Below are 23,013 nucleotides of genomic sequence, written 5' to 3'. Positions count from 1 at the left end.
TGTTGGACATAATTGGTTCGGATGTTTCGCACCCATGATTAAAATCGGTTTAACTGGCTAGCCAAGCCCTCAAAGACGCTTGGCGGACAGTCGGCGGAAAGGGAGCGGATTTCTGAAATCATCTGCAATTTTTAAAAAAATACTGTATGCAAACTCGCTTTCGAACATGTTTATATTGTGAAACAGCCTATATAAATTATAGGTTGTTTTTTATTTTCTCGTACAGGGTATCCTTTAAAAAACAGTATGTTCAAATTAGGAGGATAAAAAATGGATGATAATCATTTGAATGAAAAATTCATGCCAATGACTTCAGTTTCAAGTGGAGATGTACAGATAGTAAATGAGGATATATATTGTCTGTCCGTCCAAATCGTTAATGTGGTTTTTGTAGGGTCACCCAAAGATGATGAATGGGTATTGATAGATGCAGGGATGCCGCGTTCAGCAGAGGCAATAAAGAAAACTGCAGAAGAAATATACGGACCGCAAAAACCACCTTCTGCGATTATTTTGACACATGGACATTTCGATCATGTTGGAGCACTGATTGAGTTAATGGATTATTGGAAGGCTCCTGTTTATGCCCACATTAAAGAAATGCCTTATTTAACGGGACAGGAAAATTATCCCGAACCGGATCCCACTGTTGAAGGGGGGATGGTCGCAAAAATCTCATGGATATTTCCGAATGAGGGAATCAACCTTGATGAAAAAGTTCAGCCATTGCCTGATGACCATAGTGTTCCCGGGCTTAGTGATTGGCAATGGGTTCACACTCCTGGCCATTCGAAAGGACATATTTCACTTTTCCGAGAAAGTGACCGAAGTTTGATTGTTGGTGATGCCTTTGTGAATGTCAGGCAAGATTCCCTATACAAGGTTATCACCCAGGAGAAAGAAATAGCAGGACCACCGCGGTATTTAACAACCGACTGGGAGATTGCCAAAGAATCGGTAAGGCTATTGGAAAGTCTAAAGCCGACTGTTGCCATAACGGGGCACGGGTATCCTATTGAAGGGAAAGAACTGGAAATGGGTTTAGCGAAGCTTGCAAAGGAATTCGATTCATTAGCTAAACCGGATCATGGGAAATATGTAGAATGAAGGGTGAACGTGTTTGATGAATAATTTCTCTAAAGAAGTCAAAAATAAACAAGCAACATATGAAAAATGGAGGGATATCCGTGACTAATTTAAGAGATATCATGACAACAAACGTGGACTGTTGCACTGCGGAAGATAATATATATGAAGCAGCAGTCAAAATGAAGAATGATGATGTTGGTGTCATTCCTGTATTGGAGAATAACCATTTAATCGGTGTTATTACAGACAGGGATATCGTCATTCGCTGTGTTGCCGAGAAAAAGCCGAATTCGACTAGAATTACCGATGTCATTTCCACCAATCTTGTAACAGGCACGCCTGATATGTCAGTGGAGGAAGCAGAGGAGCTAATGGCTACCGAACAAATCAGAAGGCTCCCTATCATTGAGAATGACAAGCTGGTCGGAGTCGTGGCATTGGGTGATCTTGCTGTACACCAACAGACTAATTCAATGGCGGGAAATGCTTTAAGTTCAATTTCCGAGGACAGAAATCAAATTCAACACTAAAAACCAAAACTCTGTTAGCTTTTGCTAACAGAGTTTTGGTTTTTAAAGATACTTATTGAACCATCCTTTGATTTCCTCAACATGTTGCAGTCGCATTTTTGGAGATCCGCTTCGCGATACCTCATGAGTTTCATTTGGGAAGGAAACAAGTACCGCTTCTTTTTTTTGCCGTTTTAAAGCGACGAAAAATTGCTCACTCTGTTCAATGGGACAGCGGAAGTCCTTTTCTCCGTGAAGTAAAAGTAAAGGGGTATTCACATTGGAAACATATTTTAATGGAGAGTGCTGCCATAGCTTTTCAGCAGAGTTAACGATATCGCCGCCAACTTCCCACTCAGTAAAATAATAGCCAATGTCGCTGACCCCATAAAAACTTAGCCAGTTACTAATGCAACGCTGAGAAACAGCCGCCTTGAAGCGGTTGGTATGTCCGATGATCCAATTGGTCATGAATCCTCCATAACTTCCTCCGGATACCCCTAAATTTTCATGGTCTATAAAATCATACGTAGCTAAAACGTGATCAACTCCAGCCATTAAGTCCTTATAATCCATGCCTCCATAATCGCCCCTGCAGGCATTTACGAAGTCTTGGCCATATCCTACACTACCGCGCGGGTTTGTGAACAATACAGTATACCCTTCATTAGCCAAGGTCTGGAATTCATGAACATAGGTATTTGCATACATCATATGCGGTCCGCCGTGGATTTCTAAAATGAGCGGATATTTTTGATTACCATTAAAACCGGTCGGTCTCATGATCCAGCCGTGAATGTTAAGTCCATCGACAGATGGAAAAGTAATGGGTTCAGCCGTGGACAAATGTTTATCCTTCAAAAAATCCTCATTAACAAAACTGATTTGTTCCTTATCACCATTGGTAAGGTTATAAGCAAAGAGATCACCAGGATGAACAGGTGTACTGATGGCCACGACAGCACGGTGGCTTTCGGGGTCTATAGTCAGGCCGTATATATGCTGCGGGTCAAGGATTGATGGATACATAGCACCTTCAATCGAACCATAATATACTCCGGTATTTCCATAATCACTTATTAAAAAGTAAAAACCTTGGCTATCGTTTGTCCACAATATACCTGGGTCGACGGCTCCGATTTGGAAATCCCCAATTGCGGAATCTCCAATTTGGACGTCCCATCCGTCGGTCAAACATTGAGTCGTTTGATCGAAAATGGAGTATAACCAGATATTGGAAAATGTGGCACCGGCAAATTCTTTATTATGGCCAATGAAAGATAGATATTCGCCATTTGGAGACCATTTAGGATCTCTAAAGAAACCTGTACTATCCGTTATTTTCTCTAAAGATTTCGTATCAAGGTCCATGATGAAAATATCTGAAAAAAGTTCATCATCACTTCTTTCTGCATCCCCGCTTATGAATGCAATATGCTGTCCGTCTGGAGACCATGCATTCGGAAGATGATCAATATTGTTTTCCGTTAGCAATGTGAATTCTTCCTTAAAAATGTCCACTATTACAAGCTGCTGATATAACTGATCAAAATAGCCTCTCCCATCCCATTTATACTTGATCCGTTCATACCTATTAACTTCTTTGGATAGATCATTTTCCTTGACCGTATTAAGGTTTTCGCCTTCCTTTAACCCGGTAGAAAGCAGCAACTTGGCGGAACAGGGAGACCAAATAGGCTTTGATGCGCCGTTAACGAAATGGGTGAGCTGGCGAGCTTCCCCACCGATGCTCCCAATGATGTGGACTTGTTTTTTTCCTGATCTATCTGATATAAAGGCGATATGTTTGCCGTCGGGGGACCAGGCTGGTGATGTATCACGATTATCCCCAAATGTCCATTGCTTTGTTTCATTTGTAATCAGGCTGAACATAAACAGATTGGAAATGTATTTTTCCGTTTTTTCATCTATTCTGGTTTGGACATAAACCGCCATGCTGCCATCCGGTGATAGCTTTGGATCGGTCACTGATTTCAAGTGAAATAAGTCTCTTGCTGTTATACCTATTTTGTTCATCCTTTTCACCCTTTCATTTCTCATAGTTATGTATTTCGCTAAAGAGAAATATAAATCCTTTAGTAAATGGTAAACGCGTAATGTTTATTTATCAAGGACGAAAGAAATGAAAATAATCCGGCCTTTTTATCAGGTCGGATTATCAGGCTATATAGGCACGAAACTTACAATTACTTCTGCATGTGTCGTGTATGTGGACGGTGCGGCGGAATTTGGAAATTATTTTCTTCCATCATTTTATAATGTTTTTCAAAATGTGAAACCATTTTATCGGCTTCTTCTTTCGAAAGTGCGCCATACTCGACATATTTTTCAATCAATATCTTTTTGTCAGCGAGTAACTGCTTTTGAATCTTGGCGATTTCCGATTTTTGAGCATCAGTGAATTGAACACTTTCCGTCTTTGCTTTATTTTCATGTGCAGCCGGATGATTAAGGTTGACTAAGAATAGGGAGCAAGCTGTTAAACAGATGACTAAAAACTTTTTCATGAATGAACGACTCCTTCTTTTTGTTTTTTTCTGCTTTATTGAAGAACTCTAGAACCTTTAAAACCTGATAGTCCCTTCCTTATGGTGAATGATTTCCAATATGGAAGATTCCTTATTTCCTTATTATCATTTACAGCATTTACAGTTTTATGTAAAAAATAAGGTGAAGGTTTGTTAGAGAAAGATATGGGTATTTTAAATGTAAGTGGGGATTTTGTTGTAACTTCTTATTAATAAAAAATCCTTAAAAAGGGAAGAAAGGGGGATTATCATGATTTGGACGATTATTGGTGTAATAATATTATTATGGGTTCTTGGTTTAGTCTTTAAAGTGGCTGCAGGCTTTATACATATCTTGCTTATCATCGCGGTCATTCTCATTTTGGTTAAAGTTTTTAAGGGAAGGAATCGAATGTAGATTTGTATTGAAGGCTAAAGAGGAATAGTTTATGGATACGGGTCGCTTCAGACTATAGACAAACTACAGATTTATTAGGACTTGTACAATTTGAACGTTGATTGGAACGTATGGAACTCGCTTTCCCCGCAGGAATCTCGTACCTTCCGTTTCAATCAACTTTGTTTTAATTCAGATAGAACTCCTAATGCGTACAAAATGAGGCGGCCTGTTGAACAGGTCGCCTTTTAATTTTCCAGCAAGCCGTCAATCATAAGGAAGTGGCTGGCCTAACAGCCTCTTATGAATCCATATGGCTGCTTGGGTACCATCCCCCATAGAAATGGTGACTTGTTCGGAATGGGCAACGAGGTCGCCGCCGGCCCAGACTCCTTTAATATTCGTTTCTTTAGTCCGGGGATGAATCACGACATGATTGTTTTCATTGACTTGCACACCTAATTGTAAGGCTAGGTCATTATTAAGTTTGTTCCCTTTAAACGCCGTGAATGCCTTTTCAGCTTTGATAATTTTACCAGATCCTAATTGTATGCCCGTTAACTGCTGTTGGGCATCGACATGAACCTCGCAAACTTCCTCTTCAATTACGGGAATGTGGTTTGCCTTTAACTTATCCCTAAACTCATCATCAATTTTTGATTTCAAATGGTTTACGTAAATGATATCTTTTGACCAATATAATAGAGTAAGCGCCATGCCTGCACCCGCATTTCCGCCTCCAAGAACAACGGTTTGCTTATCCGTGATCTCATACCCATCACAGTCAGGGCATATATATGTGGATGTTCCAAGAGTTGAATAGATGTTTTTGATTGGAGGAATGTTATCGGTAATGCCTGTACCAAGAAAAATCATTTTTGCTTGATATTCCCTGTCATTTTTTGTTTGGATAAAAAACTTGTCCTGCTTTTTTTCAAGAGATGTCACTGTATCATCCAAGAATTCGACACCGAATTTTTCAGCGTGCTGTCTGCCAAGCGCCCTTAATTGTTTACCGCTTACCCCATCCGGCCACCCAAGAATGTTATGGTAAGCCTTGGCAATGGAAGAGCGGCCTTGAGCAGAATCAATGACGATAATACCATGTTTATATCTTCCGAGCTGGATGGCTGCCTGAATCCCGGCTATACCTCCACCAATAATAATGCAATCTGCTTGTTTCATGAATTCACCGCCCATAAATTTGGAATAAACCTAGTGTTATTCTATCTGTAAAAAATATACCACTAGTCGCTCGAGTTTAAACAAAAAAGGAGGAAGTCCGCAGCTGGCAGATCTTCCTCCATTTCTTTAATGCCTATATCATTGATTCTGTATTGGTTCGAGCCATTCTTGTGCCCAATTTTGAATTTCGTTCATTACCGGTGCAAGAGCCTTGCCTTTTTCAGTTAAAGAATATTCAATCCTGACCGGTGTCTCCGGATATACGTCCCTTTTGACAATGCCTTCAATTTCCAAGTCCTTTAAACGTTCAGAAAGAATCCTGCCGCTTATAGGGAATGCAGATTCAATATTACAAAACCGTTGAGGGCCATTAAGTAATTGATTGACAATCAATCCAGTCCAGCGTTTACTCAAGATTTGCATTCCTTTTTCAAATCGTGGACAAAGTGTCGTATTATTCATCATATCACCTCATTATTAATATATTATAAGGCATTTACCTCATATGTAACAACTTTACCGAAAATTATTTAGTTACTAGAGATGTTATTAGTATAAGAAATTCATGAGCTTACTTTAAGTATCATGAAAAGTATTCCGCCTCGGATTTGCCACATTTTAAAAAAAGTGCGCTTTTAAAAAATGTGTTCTTTAGAGATACCATGAAAAATATGTTATTTTAATATTGAAGTCAAAGTTTTGCAAATGGAAGGATCCGTGGGAAAGATGAGTGATTTACTGCAAGAGGCCGTATCCTTTATCAGGACAAGTTATCCGGAATTATTGAAAACGGAAGAGGACATAAATGGCAGGATCGAACAAATTAAAAAGGAAATTAATGAAACAGGCAGATATGAACATACATATGAAGAGTTGGTTTATGGTGCTAAATTAGCTTGGCGGAATAGCAATCGTTGCATTGGGCGCTTTTTTTGGGAATCACTGAGGGTGATTGATAAAAGGATGATTCAAAGCGAAGAAGAAATTGTATCGGCCCTCTTTGAACATATCGAATATGCTACGAATAATGGGAATATCAGGCCTGTGATTACAATTTTCAAACAGAAAGATCATGATCAAAAAGTGGATATTTGGAATCATCAGCTTATTCGTTATGCTGGATACGAGACGGAACATGGCGTAATCGGCGATTCAAGTTCAATAGAATTCACCAAGCAATGTATGGAATTAGGATGGGGAGGGAAATTCGGACCTTTCGATATTTTACCTCTTGTAGTCCAAGTGGACGGAAAGACCCCAAGTTTTCATGAGATACCTGAAAGCCTCGTTAAAGAAGTTCAAATCACCCACCCTGAACTGACATGGTTCAAAGATCTCCAAATAAAATGGTATGCGGTTCCAATCATATCTGGTATGAGGTTGGAAATTGGCGGTATTACTTATTCAGCTGCACCATTTAATGGGTGGTACATGGGAACGGAAATCGGTGCCAGGAATCTTGCTGATGAAGAACGCTACAATATGCTGCCGGCAATCGGGGAGAGGATGGGTTTGGATATTAAACGTGATTCGAGTTTATGGAAAGATCGAGCCCTTATCGAACTGAATGAAGCAGTCCTTCATTCGTATAAAAAACACGGAGTCAGCATTGTTGATCACCATACAGCAGCTAAACAATTCAAGAAATTCGAAGAAAAAGAAGCCACTTATGACCGGAAAGTAACGGGGGATTGGACTTGGTTAATACCACCGGTGTCTCCAGCCACGACACACGTCTTTCATCAGCCATATAACAATGAAATAATGAAACCTAATTTCTTTTATCAAATTCCTCCATATAAATAAAGGTTTACATTAACTGGAGTTGGGTATATGTATATCAAGCCAAAAAAATAAGGGGGAAGGTAATGATGGCATTAGGAAGAAACGTGGTATTACTAGGAGTCGGAGTTGCCGGAGTCTCATTTTTATCAAATAAAACGAACAGAGGAAAAGTGAAGGACATGTGGTCCAATGCAAAAGCAAAAACGGTAGGCTTTTGGAATAGGACGGCTTCAGAGATGGATCCTGTAATTGAAAAAGCAGGTCACCCTGATCCATATGATCATGATGACAATAAAATGGTGGATGAAGGCGCCATGTATGGTGTTCACTATTATAATAATGCTAAGCATGGATAAAGTAATCAGACTCGCTTGGGGATACCCAAGCGTTTTTTTTGTAGAGATTTCCTTCATCAATCGAGAAAAGTCGGATTATTGTGAATTCTAGATAAGGATTCAAGGTATTAAATTCTTTATTGTGCTTTAAATGAATAAGGATTAAGATTAAAGAATCGAAAGGAAGTGGATACGAGTGAGCAGCAGTTCTTATGATCCTGAACCCAGAAAGCAAGAGGAAGCCAATATGATGCTAGAAGTCGAGACTGTTATTCTCCCTGAGTATCTGCTCGAAGAAGGTAAATAAGGCTTTCTCTATAGAAGAGGAGGTCAAAAAATGATTGAAATCTACAAGACGGATGATAACCGTCACCTGAACAATATCGAGGAAATGACAAAAGGTTCCTGGGTGAACATTGTCGCGCCCACAGAAACTGAAATAGAATATATATGCACGACTTTGAAGTTACCGGTCAATTTCATGAAAGATCCACTGGATGATGAGGAAAGGCCCCGAATCGAAAAAGAGGATGATAATGTTTTAATTATTGTCGACTTCCCATATTTGACTAGGGACGAAGCCGACTTACCGATCTTTGAAACGATTCCTATAGGAATGATCTTTACCAAAGACTGTTTCATTACGGTATCTTTGAAAGAAACACCGATATTGGCGAATTTCAAAAACAATAAGATCAAAGGTTTTTTCACCAATAAGAAAACGAGGTTTGCTTTACAATTATTATTCGAGATTTCATCCTATTATTTACGTTACCTGAAACAGATTAACAAGATGACTAATGAAGCCGAACGTGAGTTGCATCAGTCAATGAAAAATAAAGAATTATACACTTTCCTTGCTTTGGAAAAAAGCCTGGTTTATTTTACGACATCATTGAAATCCAATCGTGTAGTGCTTGATAAGATCCTCCGTTTTAATTATTTGAAAATGTATGAAGAAGATAAAGAATTGCTTGAGGATGTAATCATCGAAAATGCCCAGGCTATAGAAATGGCAGAAGTGTATCTTTCCATTCTAAGCGGCATGATGGATGCGTTCGCTTCGATCATTTCCAATAATGTCAATAATGCCATGAAGTTTCTAACATCAGTGACCATCATATTAACGCTGCCGACGATGGTGGCAAGTTTTTACGGAATGAATGTTGAGCTGCCATTTGAACATAATCGGTTTGCTTTCATTTTTACATTATTAATTGCCATCACTTTGGCAGGGACGACGGCATTCATTTTTTGGAAGAAAAAATATTTTTAAAATTAACCGGCCTATTAAGCCGGTTTTGTTTTATTCCTCAAAAAAATCAGCAAATCCTTCACTATTAATGCGATCTGTATAAGGGTTCTCATCATTTACATTCTTTGCATCCAAATTTGTTTTAATCACCAAACGGGGACTCTGTGATGCTTCTCTGATGATACGATCGTTCAACTCTTTAAAATCCGGTACATTCTTATTGCCGGGTTTGTTTGGTTCCAAAAAAACCACCTCCATTTCTATCTTTGCAATAAATGATGGGGTGTATTCATGAATATTCTTAGGTTTGGGAAGGATAAAGGACTGAGGAGGAGATCATGATGACCAAATGGAACGAGCAAGCAGCTACCAATAATAATTTAAGGGCAAGTGATTTAAACCCAGATGGAGCCGATAAAGGAAAAATGGATTCAAAAACAATAGATGGAAATCAATTGAATGATCTAAAGATCCAAGAGGAAATCAGAAAGCAAAATATGTAAGAGAAGACCCTGAACGTCTAAGTAAAGCAACACAGGATCATGCAGTGGAAAACGCTTGGCGGATAAGCCAAGCGTTTTTTTTGCGTATCATGGTCGGGATTACAAGGTTGATTTAGGATTCTCTTTTATCAGGAACGCTTTTGCTTTTTAAGTGAAGAGGGTTGAGTGAAGGACCCGGTTTCTTTTGTAGTGGTACCTTGCCCCTCTACCTGAGAAGAACCTAAACGAGTTTGTGAAGCATCTTTCTTGTTTTTTCCATTCATGTTTATCACCTCGGTATTACTTTCCCTATTTCCTTTGCATCCTATACATATATTGAGGGTGAAAAGGACAGGTTAGAAGGTAGAGGAGGTGTGTGTTGATGTCAAAAATCGGTGTTGAAGAATCATTAACGAATATTCAGGAAGCACTTCGTGAAAAAGGTTTTGATGTTGTGGAAATTAAACAAGAAGCTGACGCAAAAAACGTGGATTGTTGTGTGGTAACAGGTTTGGATAGTAATGTGATGGGTATAAGCGATACTTCATTAAAAGCGTCTATCATTGAGGCAAATGGTTTAACGGCTGATGAAGTGTGCCGCGAGGTTGAAAATAAAGTGAACACCATTCAATAGTTCAAAAAGTGCCTAAACCGATATAGGGTTAGGCACTTTTTCTGTTTTCAAGGCTACCGTGCTATGGAAATGGTAGCAATCAATTCCACCGCTACATTACCTTTGATCGCTCTGGAAATCATACATGAAGTTTCAGCTTTTTCTGCAAGTTTCCTCGCTTTTTCAGCCGTTTTTTCAGAAGTACCCGGCACTAATATAAGTGCAGGGCGATGAATGATTTTCTTGTAGGTGAATACACCATTCGTAACATCCACTAACGCTTCCGATTGCATGGTCAAGCTCTCTTTTTCTATATGGGCTCGCTCTAACATGGCAGCATAGGTAATGATATAGCAGGTTGATGCAGCCCCAAGCAGCATTTCATCGGGATTGGTACCAATCCCTGGTCCGTCCATTTCCGTAGGAATACTTATCTGTGTTTGAAGATTCCCTGAATGAATCGTGCCGATATCATTTCTGCCGCCGGGCCACTCCGCAGTTAAATGAAAGTGATGTATCGTCATTTTTTAACCTCCTTACTATTCTATAGTGTAAACGACAAAACAGGTTAAGTATCCGATTTTGCTCACTCAGTCAAATTTTCCATCGATCCGCTGAGTTTTGAAACGGCCGTATAATCCGCCAGAAAGATGAAAAAATTATGGAATCGGTCGAAAAGTCTACCGCTGTGTCGAGCTAAGGTATGAATCGATCAAATAAATTACCGTCCTGCCGAATTACGTTTCCAGTATGCTCAACTGACAGAAGCATTCTTATTGATATATGGGGATACATGTTGATGAAAACAAAAGGCAGAGGCATTAGGCTATTTTAAGCACAATATTGGATAGGCTTTTCTATAATGATATAGACGGTTTTATATAAATAATACTTTAGTAAGGAAGGGCTGAAAAGTTGACTACACTGAGTAATATGTTCGATTTGACTAATAAAACGGCTATCATTACCGGCGGCGGCAGAGGACTGGGCAAACAGATCGCCATGGCGTTGGGAGAAGCTGGCGCAAATATAGTCATCGCTTCACGAAATCTACCTGTATGTAAGGAGGTATGTGAAGACTTGCAATCGATGGGTGTTAATGCCGTTGCCTTTGAATGTGATATCACGGATGTGAGTGCCATTGAACATGTCGTTCAGGAAACGGTTGCTCAATTCGGCACGATCGATATTCTTGTCAATAATAGCGGTACGTCCTGGTCAGGTCCGCTTTTGGATCTTCCCAAGGATAAGTGGGAAAAAGTATTGAATGTTAACGTTACAGGTACATTCCTGTTTTCACAGGCTGTAGCAAAGGTCATGAAGCAGCAAAATTCCGGAAAAATCATAAATATTGCATCGGTGACAGGTCTTGGCGGGACATTTCCTGAGCTTTTGGATACGATTGCTTATAACACCAGTAAGGGTGCCATCATCACAATGACCAAGGATTTAGGAGTTAAACTTGCTAGATACGGCATCCAAGTCAATGCAATAGCACCTGGATTTTTCCCGACTAAAATCACAAAGAAAATTCTTGAAAAGTCTAACTATGACATATTAGGTAAAACTCCGGCTGGCAGGTTTGGCGATGAAGATGATTTGAAGGGTGCCGCCGTATTTTTAGCCTCACAGGCTTCTGACTATATGGTGGGTCATATTATGATCATTGACGGGGGAATATCGGCATTAGTGTAAACGAAGAAGAAAGGAAGGAAGGAATATATGACGGAAAAATCCAATTTTTATAAAGGGCTTAAATTACTAGGCACACAAAAAGAGCAGCAGCTGAATAGTAAAATTCAAAATCTGCTGAATAATCGCGAATTAATTGAAAGAGTGAGCGATAATGCACAAATGCAGGTTCCAAGAATAAATAGGCTGCAGGAAGCCTCAGAAAGAATGTCCATCATCATGAATTACCCAACAAAAAGAGATGTGGCGAGTTTAGCGAAATTAGTCATCCAACTCGAAGAAAAAATTGATAGGTTAGAAGAGTTGGTTTCTACACTTGTTGAGGATAAGGGGCGGAATGCCGGAGGTAAATCTTCAAGTCGCAATAACGGCAATGCCAATTCATCCCGCAGTATGAAAAAGAAATCAAGGTTGGCATCCAATGAAATGGAAGGGAGTAAAAAAAGGATATCTGATTTTATGAATAACTCCTTATTGTTAAGCTCACTGTTGCCTGAGTTCGATTCAGTTGGACAGGGGAATTCAAATGTCTAAGCGGAAAGTACCGAAAAATCAATCTGAATCCAAAACTAAATGGCAACATTTATTGGATATTCCCAATCAGCCAATGCCTGAAATGGGACTGACGCCGAAAATAGCGGTGTGGAAAAAAAACAAATCAACGCTTTGGTTTTATCCGTCAGCACAAAAAAAATATGATGTACCGGTTTTTCTTATATATTCACTAATCAATACTCCGTTGATTCTTGATTTGTCCCCTGGGAATAGTTTAATAGAATCTTTTGTAAATGAAGGTTTTGATGTATATTTGCTTGATTTTGGAAGCCCCGGATTTGAAGATGGTGAAATATCGATCGAAGATTATATCGTCGATTATATTCAAAAAGGAGTGCAGCGTGCATTACGCCACGCTGGAGCATCAGAAATTACAGTGATGGGGTTTTGCCTCGGCGGTACAATAGCCGCAATATATGCTGCCATTGCAGACGAGCCGATCAAGAATTTGATTCTTTCCGTGACCCCGGTGGATTTCAGTGCCTCAGAATTTTTTGATCAATGGCAAAAAGCGTTGAAAGAAGGAACAGCGGATTTTGACGAGACAATAGATATTTATCAAACGATACCAGCCAGTGCAGTTAAATATGGAATCCGGTTAATTACATCCCCCGTCTATATATCACCCTATTTATCTTTATTGAATCAAGCGGATGATGAGAAATACGTTCAAAATTGGCGTCGCTTCAATGCTTGGGCTAATGGGCATGTACCTTTATCAGGAGCAGCCGCAAAACAAATAACCAAGGATTTATTGATAAAAAATAGCTTGGTTAATGGTGGTTTTATGGTAAGGGGAAAAAAGGCGAAGCTATCGAAAATTGATGCGAGTGTTTTGGTCATAGCAAGTAAGTATGATCGACTGGTCCCACAGGAAATGATATATCCGGTAATGGAGCATTTAACATGTAAGGATAAGACATATAGCCTACTGAAAAGTGGACATGCTGCTAAACAATATTCCGGTATACTCCCATATTATTTGAAGGAATGGCTGCCAGGGCGTTCTTCACCAATACAATAAAGATTACTAGGGGGATGTGAAATGTGCGTGTTGAAAGCCAGTGAAGATATAAAAATCCTGCCGGTTATAGAGAATATAGGCTTTGCGTCATTGATATTTTCAAAATTTTTTGCAACATTTCCGGATTACTAAATCCAAATAAATGAAAGGGCTGGCTCGTTATGTAGAGCAAGCCCCTATTGTATCAATGATAATAGTTCACACGTTCTTCAAGTGGTGAGAAGTCTTTATCGCCAGGTTCTGCAGTGGGTTTTCCAAAGGGCATCTGGGCGATGAGTTTCCAATCGCATGATATATCCCATGTCTTTCTCACTTCGTCATCGATTAAAGGATTATAATGCTGAAGGCTCGCACCGAACCCCTCAATTTCCAAGGAAGTCCATACTACAAATTGTAAAATGGCAGACGATTGGTTCGACCAAATCTGAAAATTTTCGGCATTCGTTTTGTATTTTTCTTGGAGCCTATTTATTATGGCTTGGTCTTCAAAGAATAAAACCGTTCCATACCCATTTATAAATGACCTCATTTTTTCTTCCGTTTTTTTAAAATCTTTGTCACCGACTGCTTTTCTTAATGTTTCTTTCGTGATATGCCATAATTGGTCGTGGCTTTGACCAGTTAATACAATCACTCTTGCACTTTGGGAGTTGAAAGCGGAAGGGGAGTATTGAACGGCATGATCGATAACTTCTTTAATCCTTTTATCAGGAACAACATATTCCTTGCTAAGGGAATAATAAGAGCGTCTATCTTCAATTGCGCTAAAAAAATCTTTAACCATATATCACACCTCCATTCTTATACCGATTTATTTTGACCTGAATTTTTTATTTTATAATAAGTGAATCCGGGTGAAATTATTTGAATGAAAATGGTTGACAATTTTATCCCTGTCGTTTATCTTTAAATCAAGATATTTGCATTAAAAGTATTATGTTAGGTTAAATACCTTGAATTCGAGATATTATTTGCGGATTATTTCATCTCCTTAAGGGGAGATTTATAAAGATAGGAGTGGTACGGATGGAATTAAAAGGATTACATCATGTTTCGGCGATTACAGCAAAAGCGGGAAATAACTTTGAATTCTACACAAAAGTCTTAGGAATGCGATTAATCAAAAAAACGGTGAATCAAGATGATGTTCGTGTGTATCACTTATTTTATGGAGATCAAATTGGTTCACCGGGAACGGAATTGACGTTTTTTGAAATTCCAAATGCTGCCCGCACTCATGAGGGAAACAATAGCATTTCAGAAATTTCTTTAAGGGTGAGGGATGATGAAGCGCTAGGATATTGGAAAAAACGGTTTGTGGAATTCAATATTGAGCATGATGAAATATCGAGCCGTTTTGAAAGAAAGGTGCTTTCTTTTAAAGATCCTGAAGGGCAGAGGCTTCTTCTGGTTTCCGATCAGGATAATAACGGCGTTCAAGGAGGATTTCCGTGGGATGGCAGCCCAGTACCGAAAGAGTTTTCCATCCTTGGATTAGGGCCAGTAAAACTTACAGTACCCAATATTGCACAAACAGAAAGTGTTCTTATCGAGGTATTGGGGTTCAGGAAATCAGGCACATACCCATCGACAATCAGGGGGCAAAATCCGATAGTCGTTTATGAGACGGGTGAGGGGGGGACAGGAGCGGAACTCCATATTGAAGAAAGGAATGACATACCTCGGGAAAGGTTGGGGAGAGGTGGAGTACACCATGTTGCCTTCCGGGTGGATACTGAAGAAGAATTGAGAAAATGGGTAGAAAAAATTAGTGAATCGAAATTCGTGAACTCTGGATATGTGGACCGCTTTTATTTCCGTTCACTCTATTTTAGGGAGCCGAATGGCATATTATTTGAACTAGCTACTGATGGACCTGGTTTTGAAGTGGATGAAGCTGAGCAGCACCTAGGTGAGAACCTTGCTCTGCCACCTTTTTTGGAATCGAAAAGAAAGGATATTGAAGCGAATTTAAAACCACTGAATACAAAGTCAACTAATTAATTAACCGGAAAGGAAGTAATCGGCATGCAAAAGCAAAATGCAGGAATACATCATATAACCGCAATTGTAGGCAACCCTCAAGAGAATGTGGATTTTTATGCTGGAGTATTGGGAATGCGTATGGTGAAAAAAACCGTTAATTTTGATGATCCAGGTACCTACCATTTATATTTCGGAGATGAATCCGGTTCACCGGGCACTATCATCACTTTCTTTCCTTGGCCTGAGGCATACCGAGGGACAATTGGCTCCGGACAAGTGGGGATTACAACGTATGCCGTTCCGGAGGGATCAATTGGCTTCTGGGAAAAGCGTTTGGATAAGTTTAACATAGACTTTGAAAAGGTTTCACGTTTCGGTGAGGAATATCTGGAATTCCAAGACCCACATGGTTTGCAACTTGAACTGGTTGAGCGTAAAGAAGGTAAAAATAGCGAGTGGTCATTCGGCGGTGTACCAGCTGATAAGGCGGTCAAGGGATTCGGCGGTGCTGTATTATTGACGTCAAAACCGATCAAAACGATGGAACTATTAGTGGAAGTGATGGGCTTGCAAAAGATTGGGGAAGAGGGAGATTTCATCCGCTTCAGATCCACATCGGATATTGGAAATTTGATCGATGTTAAAAAAACGGTTTTACCAAACGGTAAAATCGGAGTGGGAACTGTCCATCACATTGCATGGCGTGCGAGCGATAATGAAGATCATAAAGAATGGAGGGAGCATATCGGTAACCATGGCTATGGTGTGACACCCTTTACAGACCGTCAATACTTCGATGCCATTTATTTCAGGGAAGATGGAGGCATACTCTTTGAAGTTGCCACAGATCCACCTGGCTTTGCTCATGATGAAACGAAGGAAACGATGGGCAGTAAATTAATGCTGCCGCCATGGTTGGAAGAAAAACGGGAAGTTATGGAAAAAACGTTACTGCCGGCAGTGCCGAGAGTACTAGAGGAGGATAAATGATGAAACATATTTTTCAAAAAGGAAGTAATCCAGAAGCTCCGTTACTATTGCTTTTACATGGCACTGGAGGAACGGAAACAGATCTCTTGCCATTATCGGAAATGGTTTCACCTGGTTCATCCATATTGAGCGTACGGGGAAATGTACTTGAAAACGGAATGCCTCGTTATTTCCGACGGTTAGCTGAAGGGGTTTTTGATGAAGAGGATTTGATCTTCCGAACGAAGGAACTTTATGACTTCTTGGAATTGGCGTCCGGAAAATATGACTTCGACCGTGACAGAGTGGTGGCATTAGGTTATTCCAATGGTGCAAATATAGCGGCAAGTTTGCTGTTCCATTACGAGGGGGCATTACAAGGAGCGATTCTTCATCATCCAATGGTTCCTAGACGAGGGATCGCTTTGCCTTCCCTCTCGGATATTCCTGTATTTATTGCTGCAGGAAAAAACGATCCGATTTGCCCGGCAGCAGAAACTGATGAACTTAATCAACTTTTACTGCAAGCTGGCGCTACAGTTGAAGTTCAGTGGGAAAATCACGGTCATCAGTTAACACGTTCAGAGGTTGAGGCAGCAGGTTCCTGGTTTCAAAAGAAATTTTTATAAGAATGAGAGGGAATGAAGATGATTTCTATTAATCCTGAAAGTCTGACTGAACGGGATAATTATAAGTTTTTGACTGGAAGCATTATACCTAGACCTATTGCGCTGGTTACGACACAATCCGAAACCGGTACGATCAATATAGCGCCGTTCAGCTTTTTTAACATAGTTAGTTCAAACCCTCCGATGATTTCCATTTCTGTTCAACGGAAAAAAGGAGTTTCAAAGGACACAGCCCGTAATGCAATTCAAATAGGTGAATTCGTTGTTCATATCACTGATGAAAATAATGTTGCTGATGCAAATCGAACGGCAAAGGAACTCCCATCTGACGAAAGTGAATTGGGTCTTACTAATTTCACGCCGACTGTTAGTGATAAGGTATCCGTACCAGGATTGCTAGAAGCGAAGGTACGTTTTGAATGTACATTAGAGCAATCGATACCATTGGCAGGTTCCAAGAATGAACCTGGTTGTGATTTACTGATAGGGAAAATAGTCTGCTATCATATAGAGCAAGATATTTACCATAATGGCCGAATTGATCAGAATGGGCTAAAACCTGTAGCAAGATTAGCAGGTCATACCTATACAAAACTAGGGGAATTATTTGAAATAGAACGTCCTTAAGGAAAAAGATAAAAATGGCGACATCTTATAAGATGTCGTCATTTTTTAAAAACCAATATGATCCCGGTTAGCTTTATTTGCAATTTTTATTACGCGAAAGTTCCAAAAATAAGCAATCATTTTAATATTAATGACGCAGGCGCCATGAACATTAGTAATTAAATGGAAGTCTTTACACTACGAAACAAAACTTGACAATTTTTTTATAGATTGATAAAGTTATAAAAAAAATAATTTCTTATCCAGAGAGGTGGAGGGACTGGCCCTATGAAACCTCAGCAGCAGGTCCACAAAGACACTGTGCTAATTCCAGGGGGTGAAACCTTGATAGATAAGACCGTACGTGTTTATTTGTCAGTAACGCACTCTTTTTTAGAGTGCGTTTTCGTTTTTTCTGGATGCAAGATTAAGGAGAGTAAGAATGGAGAACAAAAGGAAGCATGATTTTCAAAGGCAAATGCAAGCACGGCATATAATAATGCTATCGCTTGGCGGGGTGATTGGTACTGGTTTATTCTTAAGTTCGGGTTATACGATTCACCAGGCTGGTCCGTTTGGCACCATCCTTTCGTATCTGATTGGTGCATTAGTGGTTTATCTTGTCATGCTATGTCTAGGTGAACTGTCAGTGCATATGCCCGAGACAGGTGCGTTTCATAGTTACGCAGCCAAATACATCGGACCAGGGACAGGGTATACAGTAGCCTGGTTGTATTGGCTAACCTGGACTGTTGCACTAGGTTCGGAATTCACGGCTGCAGGATTGTTGATGCAGAGATGGTTTCCATCAATCAGTGTCTGGATATGGAGTGCTCTATTCGCCATTTTGGTCTTGGCATTAAATGCATGGACCGTTAAGTTTTTCGCTGAATCCGAATTCTGGTTTGCGTCTATAAAGGTATTCGCTATCGTAATATTTATTATTCTGGGAGCTGCGGCAATGGTAGGTTTTATTCCAATAATTAACGCACAATCAGCTCCGTTATTTTCCAATTTTACAAGTGCTGGTTTATTTCCAAATGGTGCCTTTGCCATTCTAATGACGATGCTCGCGGTGAATTTTGCATTTTCTGGAACTGAATTAATCGGAATTGCAGCTGGGGAAACTGTGAATCCAGAAAAAACGATACCAAAGGCAATCCGTATGACATTATGGAGATTGATTATCTTTTTTGTAGGAACCATCGTTGTATTATCCGCATTATTGCCTGTTTCGGATGCAAGCGTATTAGAGAGCCCCTTTGTTGCCGTTCTAGAACGAATTGGAGTGCCATATGCAGCGGATATTATGAACTTTGTTATATTGACGGCCATTTTGTCCGCTGCAAACTCAGGACTATATGCCTCATCCAGGATGCTTTGGTCACTTGCAGATAAGAAAACTATATCACCAATATTTGCAAAATTGACAAAACGGGGTGTTCCGGTATATGCAGTCCTTTTCAGTATGTTGGGCGGTGTTCTATCACTTTTCTCGAGTATTATTGCACCGGATACTGTATACATAGTGCTTGTATCCATTTCTGGACTAGCCGTGGTTATGGTTTGGATGAGTATCAGCGCGTCACAGTTCCTATTTCGCAGACGATATATAAACGAAGGAAACTCAGTCAATGATTTGGCTTATCATACACCATTATATCCACTCGTACCAATCGTTTCTTTTATGCTATGTCTTGCTTCTTGCATAGGAATTGCATTTGATCCTACACAAAGAATTGCATTATATTGTGGCATTCCTTTTATTTTGTTTTGCTATGGAAGTTATTATCTGACACAAACTTATAAGAAAAGAGGAGTAAATCATGAAGAATAAAATTAACCCAATTGAAACAATCTTACGAGATCATTCAGTCATGATTTTGGACGGGGCTTTAGCTACAGAGCTTGAAAGGCATGGGTGTGATTTGGACGATCCCCTGTGGTCTGCACGAGTATTACTTGAAAATCCAGAAGTGATTTACCAGGTTCACTCTGACTACTTTCGAGCTGGTGCTGACTGTGCGATAACGGCAAGCTACCAAGCAACAGTTGAAGGTTTCGCCCTCCGCGGAATACAAGAAAAAGAGGCATTGGATCTAATCCGGAAAACGGTTTTACTTGCAAGAAAAGCAAGAGATGAATTTTGGAAGGAAGAATATCAAACGATTAGACCTAAGCCATTGGTTGCTGCATCAGTTGGACCTTATGGGGCTTATCTTGCAGATGGGTCAGAGTATGTAGGGAACTATGGTGTTTCAGATGAAACGTTAGCGGCATTTCATCGCTCGCGAATATCAGCTTTGATTGAAGCAGGAGCTGACATTTTAGCATTTGAAACGATTCCTTCCCTGCAAGAAGCAAAAGTATTACATTCATTATTGAAAGATTATCCAGAAGTTTACGCTTGGCTATCCTTTTCTTTGAAAAATGAAAAAGCGATAAGTGATGGTACATTGCTGGAGGACTGTACCAGATTGTTTGGGGACAGTGAGCAAATTGCCGCAATTGGCATTAACTGTGCGCCTGTATCAATTATCACGGAAGCCATACAGGTGTTGCGTGCAAACACGCATAAACCAATTATCGTTTATCCGAATTCCGGTGAATCATATAATCCAGAAACTAAAACATGGCATGGTCAAGAATCATGTAACAGGCTCGACCTGAAATCTGAAGAATGGCACCATGCGGGGGCACGTATAATTGGGGGATGTTGCAGAACGGCTCCTGATCATATTGCAGACATTTCAAGGAAGTGGCGACCTTCCGTGGTAATATCCTCCTAGCCATTCTTTGTCATCAAAAATGTTTTTATTAATTATGTAAGTAGTGGGTAAACCTATAAACAAAAAGAACAGGAAGCGTCATAATCTGGCAGTTCCTGTTCTTTTTGGGGCTCTTTTTTTCAGATTCGAGTTATTTGAAAAGGTTGTAATCCACCCTGCTGCAAAACAGTAAAAAGAGAAATTAAATCATATTTTTTTCGTGCTTGGGAAAACTATACAAACAATGAATAGAAAGGAGAGAATGAGTTATGAGCCGTGGTAAAAATTTTAATCACAAAGAAAAAGGACATCCAGGAAATTTACCCAATAATAGAATTAGCGAAGAGAAGGAACACAGTCGCCAGTATGAACAGATTGAGGATATTGTCACACATGAAGCTTTCAAAAATCGGGAAAAAGAAGATGAGATGCCTTAATATATTGAGATGCAGTATATTTGTTGAGTCATTATATTGAGCAATTTTCCATTTCTTTAAGGGGATTATTAAATTTCGTATTCCAATAATATAAGCACATGAATTAATGACATAACCTCAACTTCATGTTGCTTCTTGTTTGGGCTTGATTTTCAGACGGGGGAAAACCATGAGCTGTGCCATGGTTTTTTCTTTCATTGCAAATAAACCAAGAGTAAAATCGGAGATTAAACTGAAATCAAACTTCCCTTGATGGAAAAGGAAATAAGTTAATGAAGAAAACAGAATAATGAAGATGGATGACCTTTTAATAAGCCGACTTTCTTCTATATAGTTAATAAAACTTAAATTTCTAAACAAGGGGCATTATTAGTATATTCTCTTGTCGTCCAGAAATCGTTTCGTGCAGCGTCAAAAAGGGCGAACTTAACGATTGATCAGAACCGACTTACCTAATTGGTGAAAGCCGCGGTGTTTTACGGTTTTAATAAACATGCCAGGTAGTATAAGAACCTGCTGATAAAGTACTGTTCGTTCCCCAAATACAAGTCTTAAACTCAATGTCTGCTATGTTTCATTTTGTTTATCGCGATTGATTTCCACTTCTCGTTTAGCTCTAATAAAAGCGATAAATTGAATCGTTTCCTCTTCAGAAAGAGAGATTCCATCGACAGCTAGCTCCATATCTGATAAATCCGTTAATTCCATTACTTGAGGTGACTCTGTGTTAATATCCTTATATGGATAATCCACTCGGCCTAGAATGTAATCAGTGGATGTATCATATAAGCCTGCCAATAAATTAATCGTTTCTAATGAAGGGCGGCGGTGGCCCGATTCGTAACCTGCATAGGTACTCTTGGCGATTCCGAGTCTGTCAGCAGTATATTGCAAAGACCACCTTTTGGCCTTCCTTAATGTAGTCAATCTTTTTAAAATCATTATTATTACTCTCCTTTTATATAAATCCATTATAACATCATTTTGAAAAAAGTGTACGCGTAATGAATAACTTTAGCTTGATTTCACTATGAAACATGACTATAATAACATGTGGTGTACGCGTAACATGTACATTTACAGCGAAAACAACCTTTTCTGAGATGATTAGAGTGATAGTGAAACAGGGAGGCTTTTTAGGGGGTAGTATATTGGAAAAGTTGAAATCAAAAATGAAGAAGTTGATGTTGATTACTACAGGTGGTACAATTGCATCGTTAGAAGGAAAAAATGGACTAGTTCCAGAAATGAAAGCTGACGAAATTTTAGGTCACCTACCGGGATTGGATTTACTATGTCAGATTGATAGTAAGCCTTTGATGAATATTGATAGTACAAATATGCAGCCGGAAGATTGGACAGAAATGGCACAATCCATCCATGAGCACTACCAAGATTACGATGGCTTTGTGATTACCCATGGAACAGATACAATGGCTTACACTTCAGCTGCGCTCTCATATATGTTACAAGATTTAGGGAAACCAATCGTCATTACAGGTTCTCAGATCCCAATTGCCTTTAAAAAGACAGATGCCAAAAGAAATATCTCTGATGCGATTCGGTTTGCTTGTGAAGATATTGGAGGAGTATATGTTGTTTTTGACGGCAGAGTCATTCAGGGTACGAGGGCCATTAAATTGAGAACGAAAAGCTATGATTCGTTTGAAAGTATTAACTATCCTTATATTGCTACCATATTCAAAGATAAAATTGAGTATCTAAAGCCAGTTCATTCACCAAAGAATAAGGAAGCTAAGTTAGATGCTTCCCTATGTACTGAAGTTGCCTTGGTCAAGCTGCATCCCGGTATTAAGCCTGAATTCTTTGATTTTCTGAAAAATCATTGTCGGGGAATCGTAATTGAAAGTTATGGAAGCGGTGGTATTCCATTCCAAGGAAGAAATATTTTAGAGAAATTGAATGAGTTAGTACAATGTGGAATATCCGTAGTCATCACTACCCAATGTTTAGAAGAAGGGGAAGATATGGATATTTACGAAGTGGGACGGAAAGTGAACAAGAATGTCATCATTCGTTCCAGAAATATGAATACAGAAGCCATCGTTCCGAAGCTGATGTGGATATTAGCTAAGACGCGGGATCCTAAAAAAGTGAAGGAAATGATGGAAACACCGATTGCAGAGGACATTACATTCTAGAACAAAC

At 39.5% G+C, this 23,013-nt stretch carries 28 protein-coding genes and 1 riboswitch; of the genes, 19 read left to right on the top strand and 9 right to left on the bottom strand.

Features of this window, described 5'->3' with window-relative positions; all coding sequences use genetic code 11:
* Window positions 1-270 precede the first annotated feature (270 nt).
* Window positions 271-1,107, top strand: coding sequence for an MBL fold metallo-hydrolase (locus tag ACIQYG_RS10130; protein ID WP_402837610.1), 837 nt, complete (start codon window positions 271-273; stop codon window positions 1,105-1,107).
* 80 nt (window positions 1,108-1,187) lie between these two features.
* Entirely contained in the window at window positions 1,188-1,619 is a 432-nt protein-coding gene (locus ACIQYG_RS10125) for a CBS domain-containing protein (protein ID WP_402837608.1), read from the top strand.
* A gap of 42 nt (window positions 1,620-1,661) precedes the next feature.
* Here ACIQYG_RS10125 and ACIQYG_RS10120 read toward each other — a convergent pair whose 3' ends face one another.
* Both ACIQYG_RS10120 and ACIQYG_RS10115 read right to left on the bottom strand, forming a co-directional pair.
* A complete protein-coding gene (locus tag ACIQYG_RS10120; protein ID WP_402837606.1) occupies window positions 1,662-3,635 on the bottom strand; it encodes a S9 family peptidase in 1,974 nt (657 codons plus the stop codon).
* A gap of 170 nt (window positions 3,636-3,805) precedes the next feature.
* Window positions 3,806-4,126 carry a YckD family protein gene (locus ACIQYG_RS10115; RefSeq protein ID WP_402837605.1) on the bottom strand — a complete coding sequence of 107 codons (321 nt, stop codon included), beginning with the start codon at window positions 4,124-4,126 and terminating at the stop codon, window positions 3,806-3,808.
* Between the two features lie 271 nt (window positions 4,127-4,397).
* On the opposite strand from ACIQYG_RS10115, the gene ACIQYG_RS10110 reads away from it, so the two are divergent.
* Window positions 4,398-4,544: a lmo0937 family membrane protein gene (locus tag ACIQYG_RS10110; protein ID WP_106027466.1), complete on the top strand. Its 147-nt coding sequence runs from the start codon at window positions 4,398-4,400 to the stop codon at window positions 4,542-4,544.
* 246 nt (window positions 4,545-4,790) lie between these two features.
* On the opposite strand, the gene ACIQYG_RS10105 is transcribed toward ACIQYG_RS10110, so the two are convergent.
* The gene (locus ACIQYG_RS10105; RefSeq protein WP_402837602.1) at window positions 4,791-5,708 is read right to left on the bottom strand and encodes an NAD(P)/FAD-dependent oxidoreductase; all 918 of its coding nucleotides are present in this window, start codon (window positions 5,706-5,708) and stop codon (window positions 4,791-4,793) included.
* Window positions 5,709-5,846: 138 nt separating this feature from the next.
* Window positions 5,847-6,170 (bottom strand): catDE operon transcriptional regulator CatR, encoded by a 324-nt coding sequence (gene catR, locus ACIQYG_RS10100; RefSeq protein WP_048678030.1) that lies wholly within the window; start codon window positions 6,168-6,170, stop codon window positions 5,847-5,849.
* Between the two features lie 264 nt (window positions 6,171-6,434).
* Between catR and ACIQYG_RS10095 the strand changes: the two genes are divergently transcribed.
* From ACIQYG_RS10095 to ACIQYG_RS10085, 3 genes are all read left to right on the top strand, one after another.
* On the top strand, window positions 6,435-7,514 hold the full coding sequence (locus ACIQYG_RS10095) for a nitric oxide synthase oxygenase (protein WP_402837600.1): 1,080 nt from the start codon (window positions 6,435-6,437) through the stop codon (window positions 7,512-7,514).
* A 62-nt stretch (window positions 7,515-7,576) separates the two neighbouring features.
* Window positions 7,577-7,849 (top strand): hypothetical protein, encoded by a 273-nt coding sequence (locus ACIQYG_RS10090; protein WP_402837598.1) that lies wholly within the window; start codon window positions 7,577-7,579, stop codon window positions 7,847-7,849.
* Between the two features lie 316 nt (window positions 7,850-8,165).
* The gene (locus ACIQYG_RS10085; RefSeq protein WP_402837596.1) at window positions 8,166-9,104 is read left to right on the top strand and encodes a magnesium transporter CorA family protein; all 939 of its coding nucleotides are present in this window, start codon (window positions 8,166-8,168) and stop codon (window positions 9,102-9,104) included.
* A gap of 30 nt (window positions 9,105-9,134) precedes the next feature.
* On the opposite strand, the gene ACIQYG_RS10080 is transcribed toward ACIQYG_RS10085, so the two are convergent.
* Complete coding sequence (locus ACIQYG_RS10080; protein WP_402837594.1) at window positions 9,135-9,326, bottom strand: hypothetical protein; 192 nt, start codon at window positions 9,324-9,326, stop codon at window positions 9,135-9,137.
* 95 nt (window positions 9,327-9,421) lie between these two features.
* Between ACIQYG_RS10080 and ACIQYG_RS10075 the strand changes: the two genes are divergently transcribed.
* Entirely contained in the window at window positions 9,422-9,586 is a 165-nt protein-coding gene (locus tag ACIQYG_RS10075) for a hypothetical protein (protein ID WP_402837592.1), read from the top strand.
* 128 nt (window positions 9,587-9,714) lie between these two features.
* On the opposite strand, the gene ACIQYG_RS10070 is transcribed toward ACIQYG_RS10075, so the two are convergent.
* Window positions 9,715-9,849 (bottom strand): YuzL family protein, encoded by a 135-nt coding sequence (locus ACIQYG_RS10070; RefSeq protein WP_101225105.1) that lies wholly within the window; start codon window positions 9,847-9,849, stop codon window positions 9,715-9,717.
* Between the two features lie 98 nt (window positions 9,850-9,947).
* Between ACIQYG_RS10070 and ACIQYG_RS10065 the strand changes: the two genes are divergently transcribed.
* Window positions 9,948-10,199 (top strand): YkuS family protein, encoded by a 252-nt coding sequence (locus tag ACIQYG_RS10065; RefSeq protein ID WP_402837590.1) that lies wholly within the window; start codon window positions 9,948-9,950, stop codon window positions 10,197-10,199.
* A gap of 53 nt (window positions 10,200-10,252) precedes the next feature.
* Here ACIQYG_RS10065 and ACIQYG_RS10060 read toward each other — a convergent pair whose 3' ends face one another.
* Entirely contained in the window at window positions 10,253-10,702 is a 450-nt protein-coding gene (locus ACIQYG_RS10060; RefSeq protein WP_402837588.1) for an OsmC family protein, read from the bottom strand.
* 409 nt (window positions 10,703-11,111) lie between these two features.
* Between ACIQYG_RS10060 and ACIQYG_RS10055 the strand changes: the two genes are divergently transcribed.
* Genes ACIQYG_RS10055 through ACIQYG_RS10045 form a run of 3 tightly spaced genes read left to right on the top strand, consistent with a single transcriptional unit; the run spans window position 11,112 to window position 13,449 of the window.
* Window positions 11,112-11,873 carry an SDR family oxidoreductase gene (locus tag ACIQYG_RS10055; protein WP_402837909.1) on the top strand — a complete coding sequence of 254 codons (762 nt, stop codon included), beginning with the start codon at window positions 11,112-11,114 and terminating at the stop codon, window positions 11,871-11,873.
* Between the two features lie 27 nt (window positions 11,874-11,900).
* Window positions 11,901-12,404 carry a hypothetical protein gene (locus tag ACIQYG_RS10050; protein WP_402837586.1) on the top strand — a complete coding sequence of 168 codons (504 nt, stop codon included), beginning with the start codon at window positions 11,901-11,903 and terminating at the stop codon, window positions 12,402-12,404.
* The gene (locus ACIQYG_RS10045) at window positions 12,397-13,449 is read left to right on the top strand and encodes an alpha/beta fold hydrolase (protein ID WP_402837584.1); all 1,053 of its coding nucleotides are present in this window, start codon (window positions 12,397-12,399) and stop codon (window positions 13,447-13,449) included. The genes ACIQYG_RS10050 and ACIQYG_RS10045 overlap by 8 nt, the downstream gene beginning before the upstream one ends.
* Window positions 13,450-13,633: 184 nt before the next feature.
* Here the strand turns inward: ACIQYG_RS10045 and ACIQYG_RS10040 are convergent, their stop codons facing one another.
* Window positions 13,634-14,233, bottom strand: a complete 600-nt coding sequence (locus ACIQYG_RS10040) for a nitroreductase family protein (RefSeq protein WP_402837582.1) — start codon at window positions 14,231-14,233, stop codon at window positions 13,634-13,636.
* A gap of 242 nt (window positions 14,234-14,475) precedes the next feature.
* Between ACIQYG_RS10040 and ACIQYG_RS10035 the strand changes: the two genes are divergently transcribed.
* The 7 genes from ACIQYG_RS10035 to ACIQYG_RS10005 all read left to right on the top strand — a co-directional run bounded on the left by ACIQYG_RS10035 (window position 14,476) and on the right by ACIQYG_RS10005 (window position 20,844).
* A complete protein-coding gene (locus ACIQYG_RS10035) occupies window positions 14,476-15,453 on the top strand; it encodes a ring-cleaving dioxygenase (protein ID WP_402837580.1) in 978 nt (325 codons plus the stop codon).
* Between the two features lie 24 nt (window positions 15,454-15,477).
* On the top strand, window positions 15,478-16,425 hold the full coding sequence (locus ACIQYG_RS10030) for a ring-cleaving dioxygenase (RefSeq protein WP_402837577.1): 948 nt from the start codon (window positions 15,478-15,480) through the stop codon (window positions 16,423-16,425).
* Window positions 16,425-17,033, top strand: a complete 609-nt coding sequence (locus tag ACIQYG_RS10025; protein WP_402837907.1) for an alpha/beta hydrolase — start codon at window positions 16,425-16,427, stop codon at window positions 17,031-17,033. The genes ACIQYG_RS10030 and ACIQYG_RS10025 overlap by 1 nt, the downstream gene beginning before the upstream one ends.
* Window positions 17,034-17,051: 18 nt before the next feature.
* Window positions 17,052-17,660, top strand: a complete 609-nt coding sequence (locus ACIQYG_RS10020; RefSeq protein ID WP_402837575.1) for a flavin reductase family protein — start codon at window positions 17,052-17,054, stop codon at window positions 17,658-17,660.
* A 235-nt stretch (window positions 17,661-17,895) separates the two neighbouring features.
* Window positions 17,896-17,998, top strand: a riboswitch (SAM riboswitch).
* 83 nt (window positions 17,999-18,081) lie between these two features.
* A complete protein-coding gene (mmuP, locus tag ACIQYG_RS10015) occupies window positions 18,082-19,476 on the top strand; it encodes an S-methylmethionine permease (RefSeq protein ID WP_402837572.1) in 1,395 nt (464 codons plus the stop codon).
* Window positions 19,466-20,428 (top strand): homocysteine S-methyltransferase, encoded by a 963-nt coding sequence (gene mmuM, locus ACIQYG_RS10010; RefSeq protein ID WP_402837570.1) that lies wholly within the window; start codon window positions 19,466-19,468, stop codon window positions 20,426-20,428. The genes mmuP and mmuM overlap by 11 nt, the downstream gene beginning before the upstream one ends.
* Window positions 20,429-20,676: 248 nt before the next feature.
* On the top strand, window positions 20,677-20,844 hold the full coding sequence (locus tag ACIQYG_RS10005) for a hypothetical protein (protein WP_162878727.1): 168 nt from the start codon (window positions 20,677-20,679) through the stop codon (window positions 20,842-20,844).
* 567 nt (window positions 20,845-21,411) lie between these two features.
* On the opposite strand, the gene ACIQYG_RS10000 is transcribed toward ACIQYG_RS10005, so the two are convergent.
* Entirely contained in the window at window positions 21,412-21,786 is a 375-nt protein-coding gene (locus tag ACIQYG_RS10000) for a helix-turn-helix domain-containing protein (protein ID WP_402837567.1), read from the bottom strand.
* A 230-nt stretch (window positions 21,787-22,016) separates the two neighbouring features.
* Between ACIQYG_RS10000 and ACIQYG_RS09995 the strand changes: the two genes are divergently transcribed.
* Window positions 22,017-23,006: an asparaginase gene (locus tag ACIQYG_RS09995; protein ID WP_402837906.1), complete on the top strand. Its 990-nt coding sequence runs from the start codon at window positions 22,017-22,019 to the stop codon at window positions 23,004-23,006.
* Window positions 23,007-23,013: the final 7 nt, after the last annotated feature.

This window comes from Peribacillus sp. NPDC096622, from assembly GCF_044762665.1.
In the GTDB taxonomy this organism is placed as follows: domain Bacteria; phylum Bacillota; class Bacilli; order Bacillales; family DSM-1321; genus Peribacillus; species Peribacillus frigoritolerans_B.
Note: the sequence above shows the minus strand (reverse complement) of the source record. Positions and strands in the feature narration are given on the sequence as shown.

Bases quoted from the DNA above. Each gene is read 5' to 3' on its own strand.
- ACIQYG_RS10130 (WP_402837610.1), top strand. From the start codon at position 271: ATGGATGATAATCATTTGAATGAAAAATTCATGCCAATGACTTCAGTT.
- ACIQYG_RS10120 (WP_402837606.1), bottom strand. From the start codon at position 3,635: ATGAACAAAATAGGTATAACAGCAAGAGACTTATTTCACTTGAAATCA.
- ACIQYG_RS10115 (WP_402837605.1), bottom strand. From the start codon at position 4,126: ATGAAAAAGTTTTTAGTCATCTGTTTAACAGCTTGCTCCCTATTCTTA.
- ACIQYG_RS10110 (WP_106027466.1), top strand. From the start codon at position 4,398: ATGATTTGGACGATTATTGGTGTAATAATATTATTATGGGTTCTTGGT.
- ACIQYG_RS10105 (WP_402837602.1), bottom strand. From the start codon at position 5,708: ATGAAACAAGCAGATTGCATTATTATTGGTGGAGGTATAGCCGGGATT.
- catR (WP_048678030.1), bottom strand. From the start codon at position 6,170: ATGAATAATACGACACTTTGTCCACGATTTGAAAAAGGAATGCAAATC.
- ACIQYG_RS10095 (WP_402837600.1), top strand. From the start codon at position 6,435: ATGAGTGATTTACTGCAAGAGGCCGTATCCTTTATCAGGACAAGTTAT.
- ACIQYG_RS10090 (WP_402837598.1), top strand. From the start codon at position 7,577: ATGATGGCATTAGGAAGAAACGTGGTATTACTAGGAGTCGGAGTTGCC.
- ACIQYG_RS10085 (WP_402837596.1), top strand. From the start codon at position 8,166: ATGATTGAAATCTACAAGACGGATGATAACCGTCACCTGAACAATATC.
- ACIQYG_RS10075 (WP_402837592.1), top strand. From the start codon at position 9,422: ATGATGACCAAATGGAACGAGCAAGCAGCTACCAATAATAATTTAAGG.
- ACIQYG_RS10070 (WP_101225105.1), bottom strand. From the start codon at position 9,849: ATGAATGGAAAAAACAAGAAAGATGCTTCACAAACTCGTTTAGGTTCT.
- ACIQYG_RS10065 (WP_402837590.1), top strand. From the start codon at position 9,948: ATGTCAAAAATCGGTGTTGAAGAATCATTAACGAATATTCAGGAAGCA.
- ACIQYG_RS10060 (WP_402837588.1), bottom strand. From the start codon at position 10,702: ATGACGATACATCACTTTCATTTAACTGCGGAGTGGCCCGGCGGCAGA.
- ACIQYG_RS10055 (WP_402837909.1), top strand. From the start codon at position 11,112: ATGTTCGATTTGACTAATAAAACGGCTATCATTACCGGCGGCGGCAGA.
- ACIQYG_RS10050 (WP_402837586.1), top strand. From the start codon at position 11,901: ATGACGGAAAAATCCAATTTTTATAAAGGGCTTAAATTACTAGGCACA.
- ACIQYG_RS10045 (WP_402837584.1), top strand. From the start codon at position 12,397: ATGTCTAAGCGGAAAGTACCGAAAAATCAATCTGAATCCAAAACTAAA.
- ACIQYG_RS10040 (WP_402837582.1), bottom strand. From the start codon at position 14,233: ATGGTTAAAGATTTTTTTAGCGCAATTGAAGATAGACGCTCTTATTAT.
- ACIQYG_RS10035 (WP_402837580.1), top strand. From the start codon at position 14,476: ATGGAATTAAAAGGATTACATCATGTTTCGGCGATTACAGCAAAAGCG.
- ACIQYG_RS10030 (WP_402837577.1), top strand. From the start codon at position 15,478: ATGCAAAAGCAAAATGCAGGAATACATCATATAACCGCAATTGTAGGC.
- ACIQYG_RS10025 (WP_402837907.1), top strand. From the start codon at position 16,425: ATGAAACATATTTTTCAAAAAGGAAGTAATCCAGAAGCTCCGTTACTA.
- ACIQYG_RS10020 (WP_402837575.1), top strand. From the start codon at position 17,052: ATGATTTCTATTAATCCTGAAAGTCTGACTGAACGGGATAATTATAAG.
- mmuP (WP_402837572.1), top strand. From the start codon at position 18,082: ATGGAGAACAAAAGGAAGCATGATTTTCAAAGGCAAATGCAAGCACGG.
- mmuM (WP_402837570.1), top strand. From the start codon at position 19,466: ATGAAGAATAAAATTAACCCAATTGAAACAATCTTACGAGATCATTCA.
- ACIQYG_RS10005 (WP_162878727.1), top strand. From the start codon at position 20,677: ATGAGCCGTGGTAAAAATTTTAATCACAAAGAAAAAGGACATCCAGGA.
- ACIQYG_RS10000 (WP_402837567.1), bottom strand. From the start codon at position 21,786: ATGATTTTAAAAAGATTGACTACATTAAGGAAGGCCAAAAGGTGGTCT.
- ACIQYG_RS09995 (WP_402837906.1), top strand. From the start codon at position 22,017: ATGAAGAAGTTGATGTTGATTACTACAGGTGGTACAATTGCATCGTTA.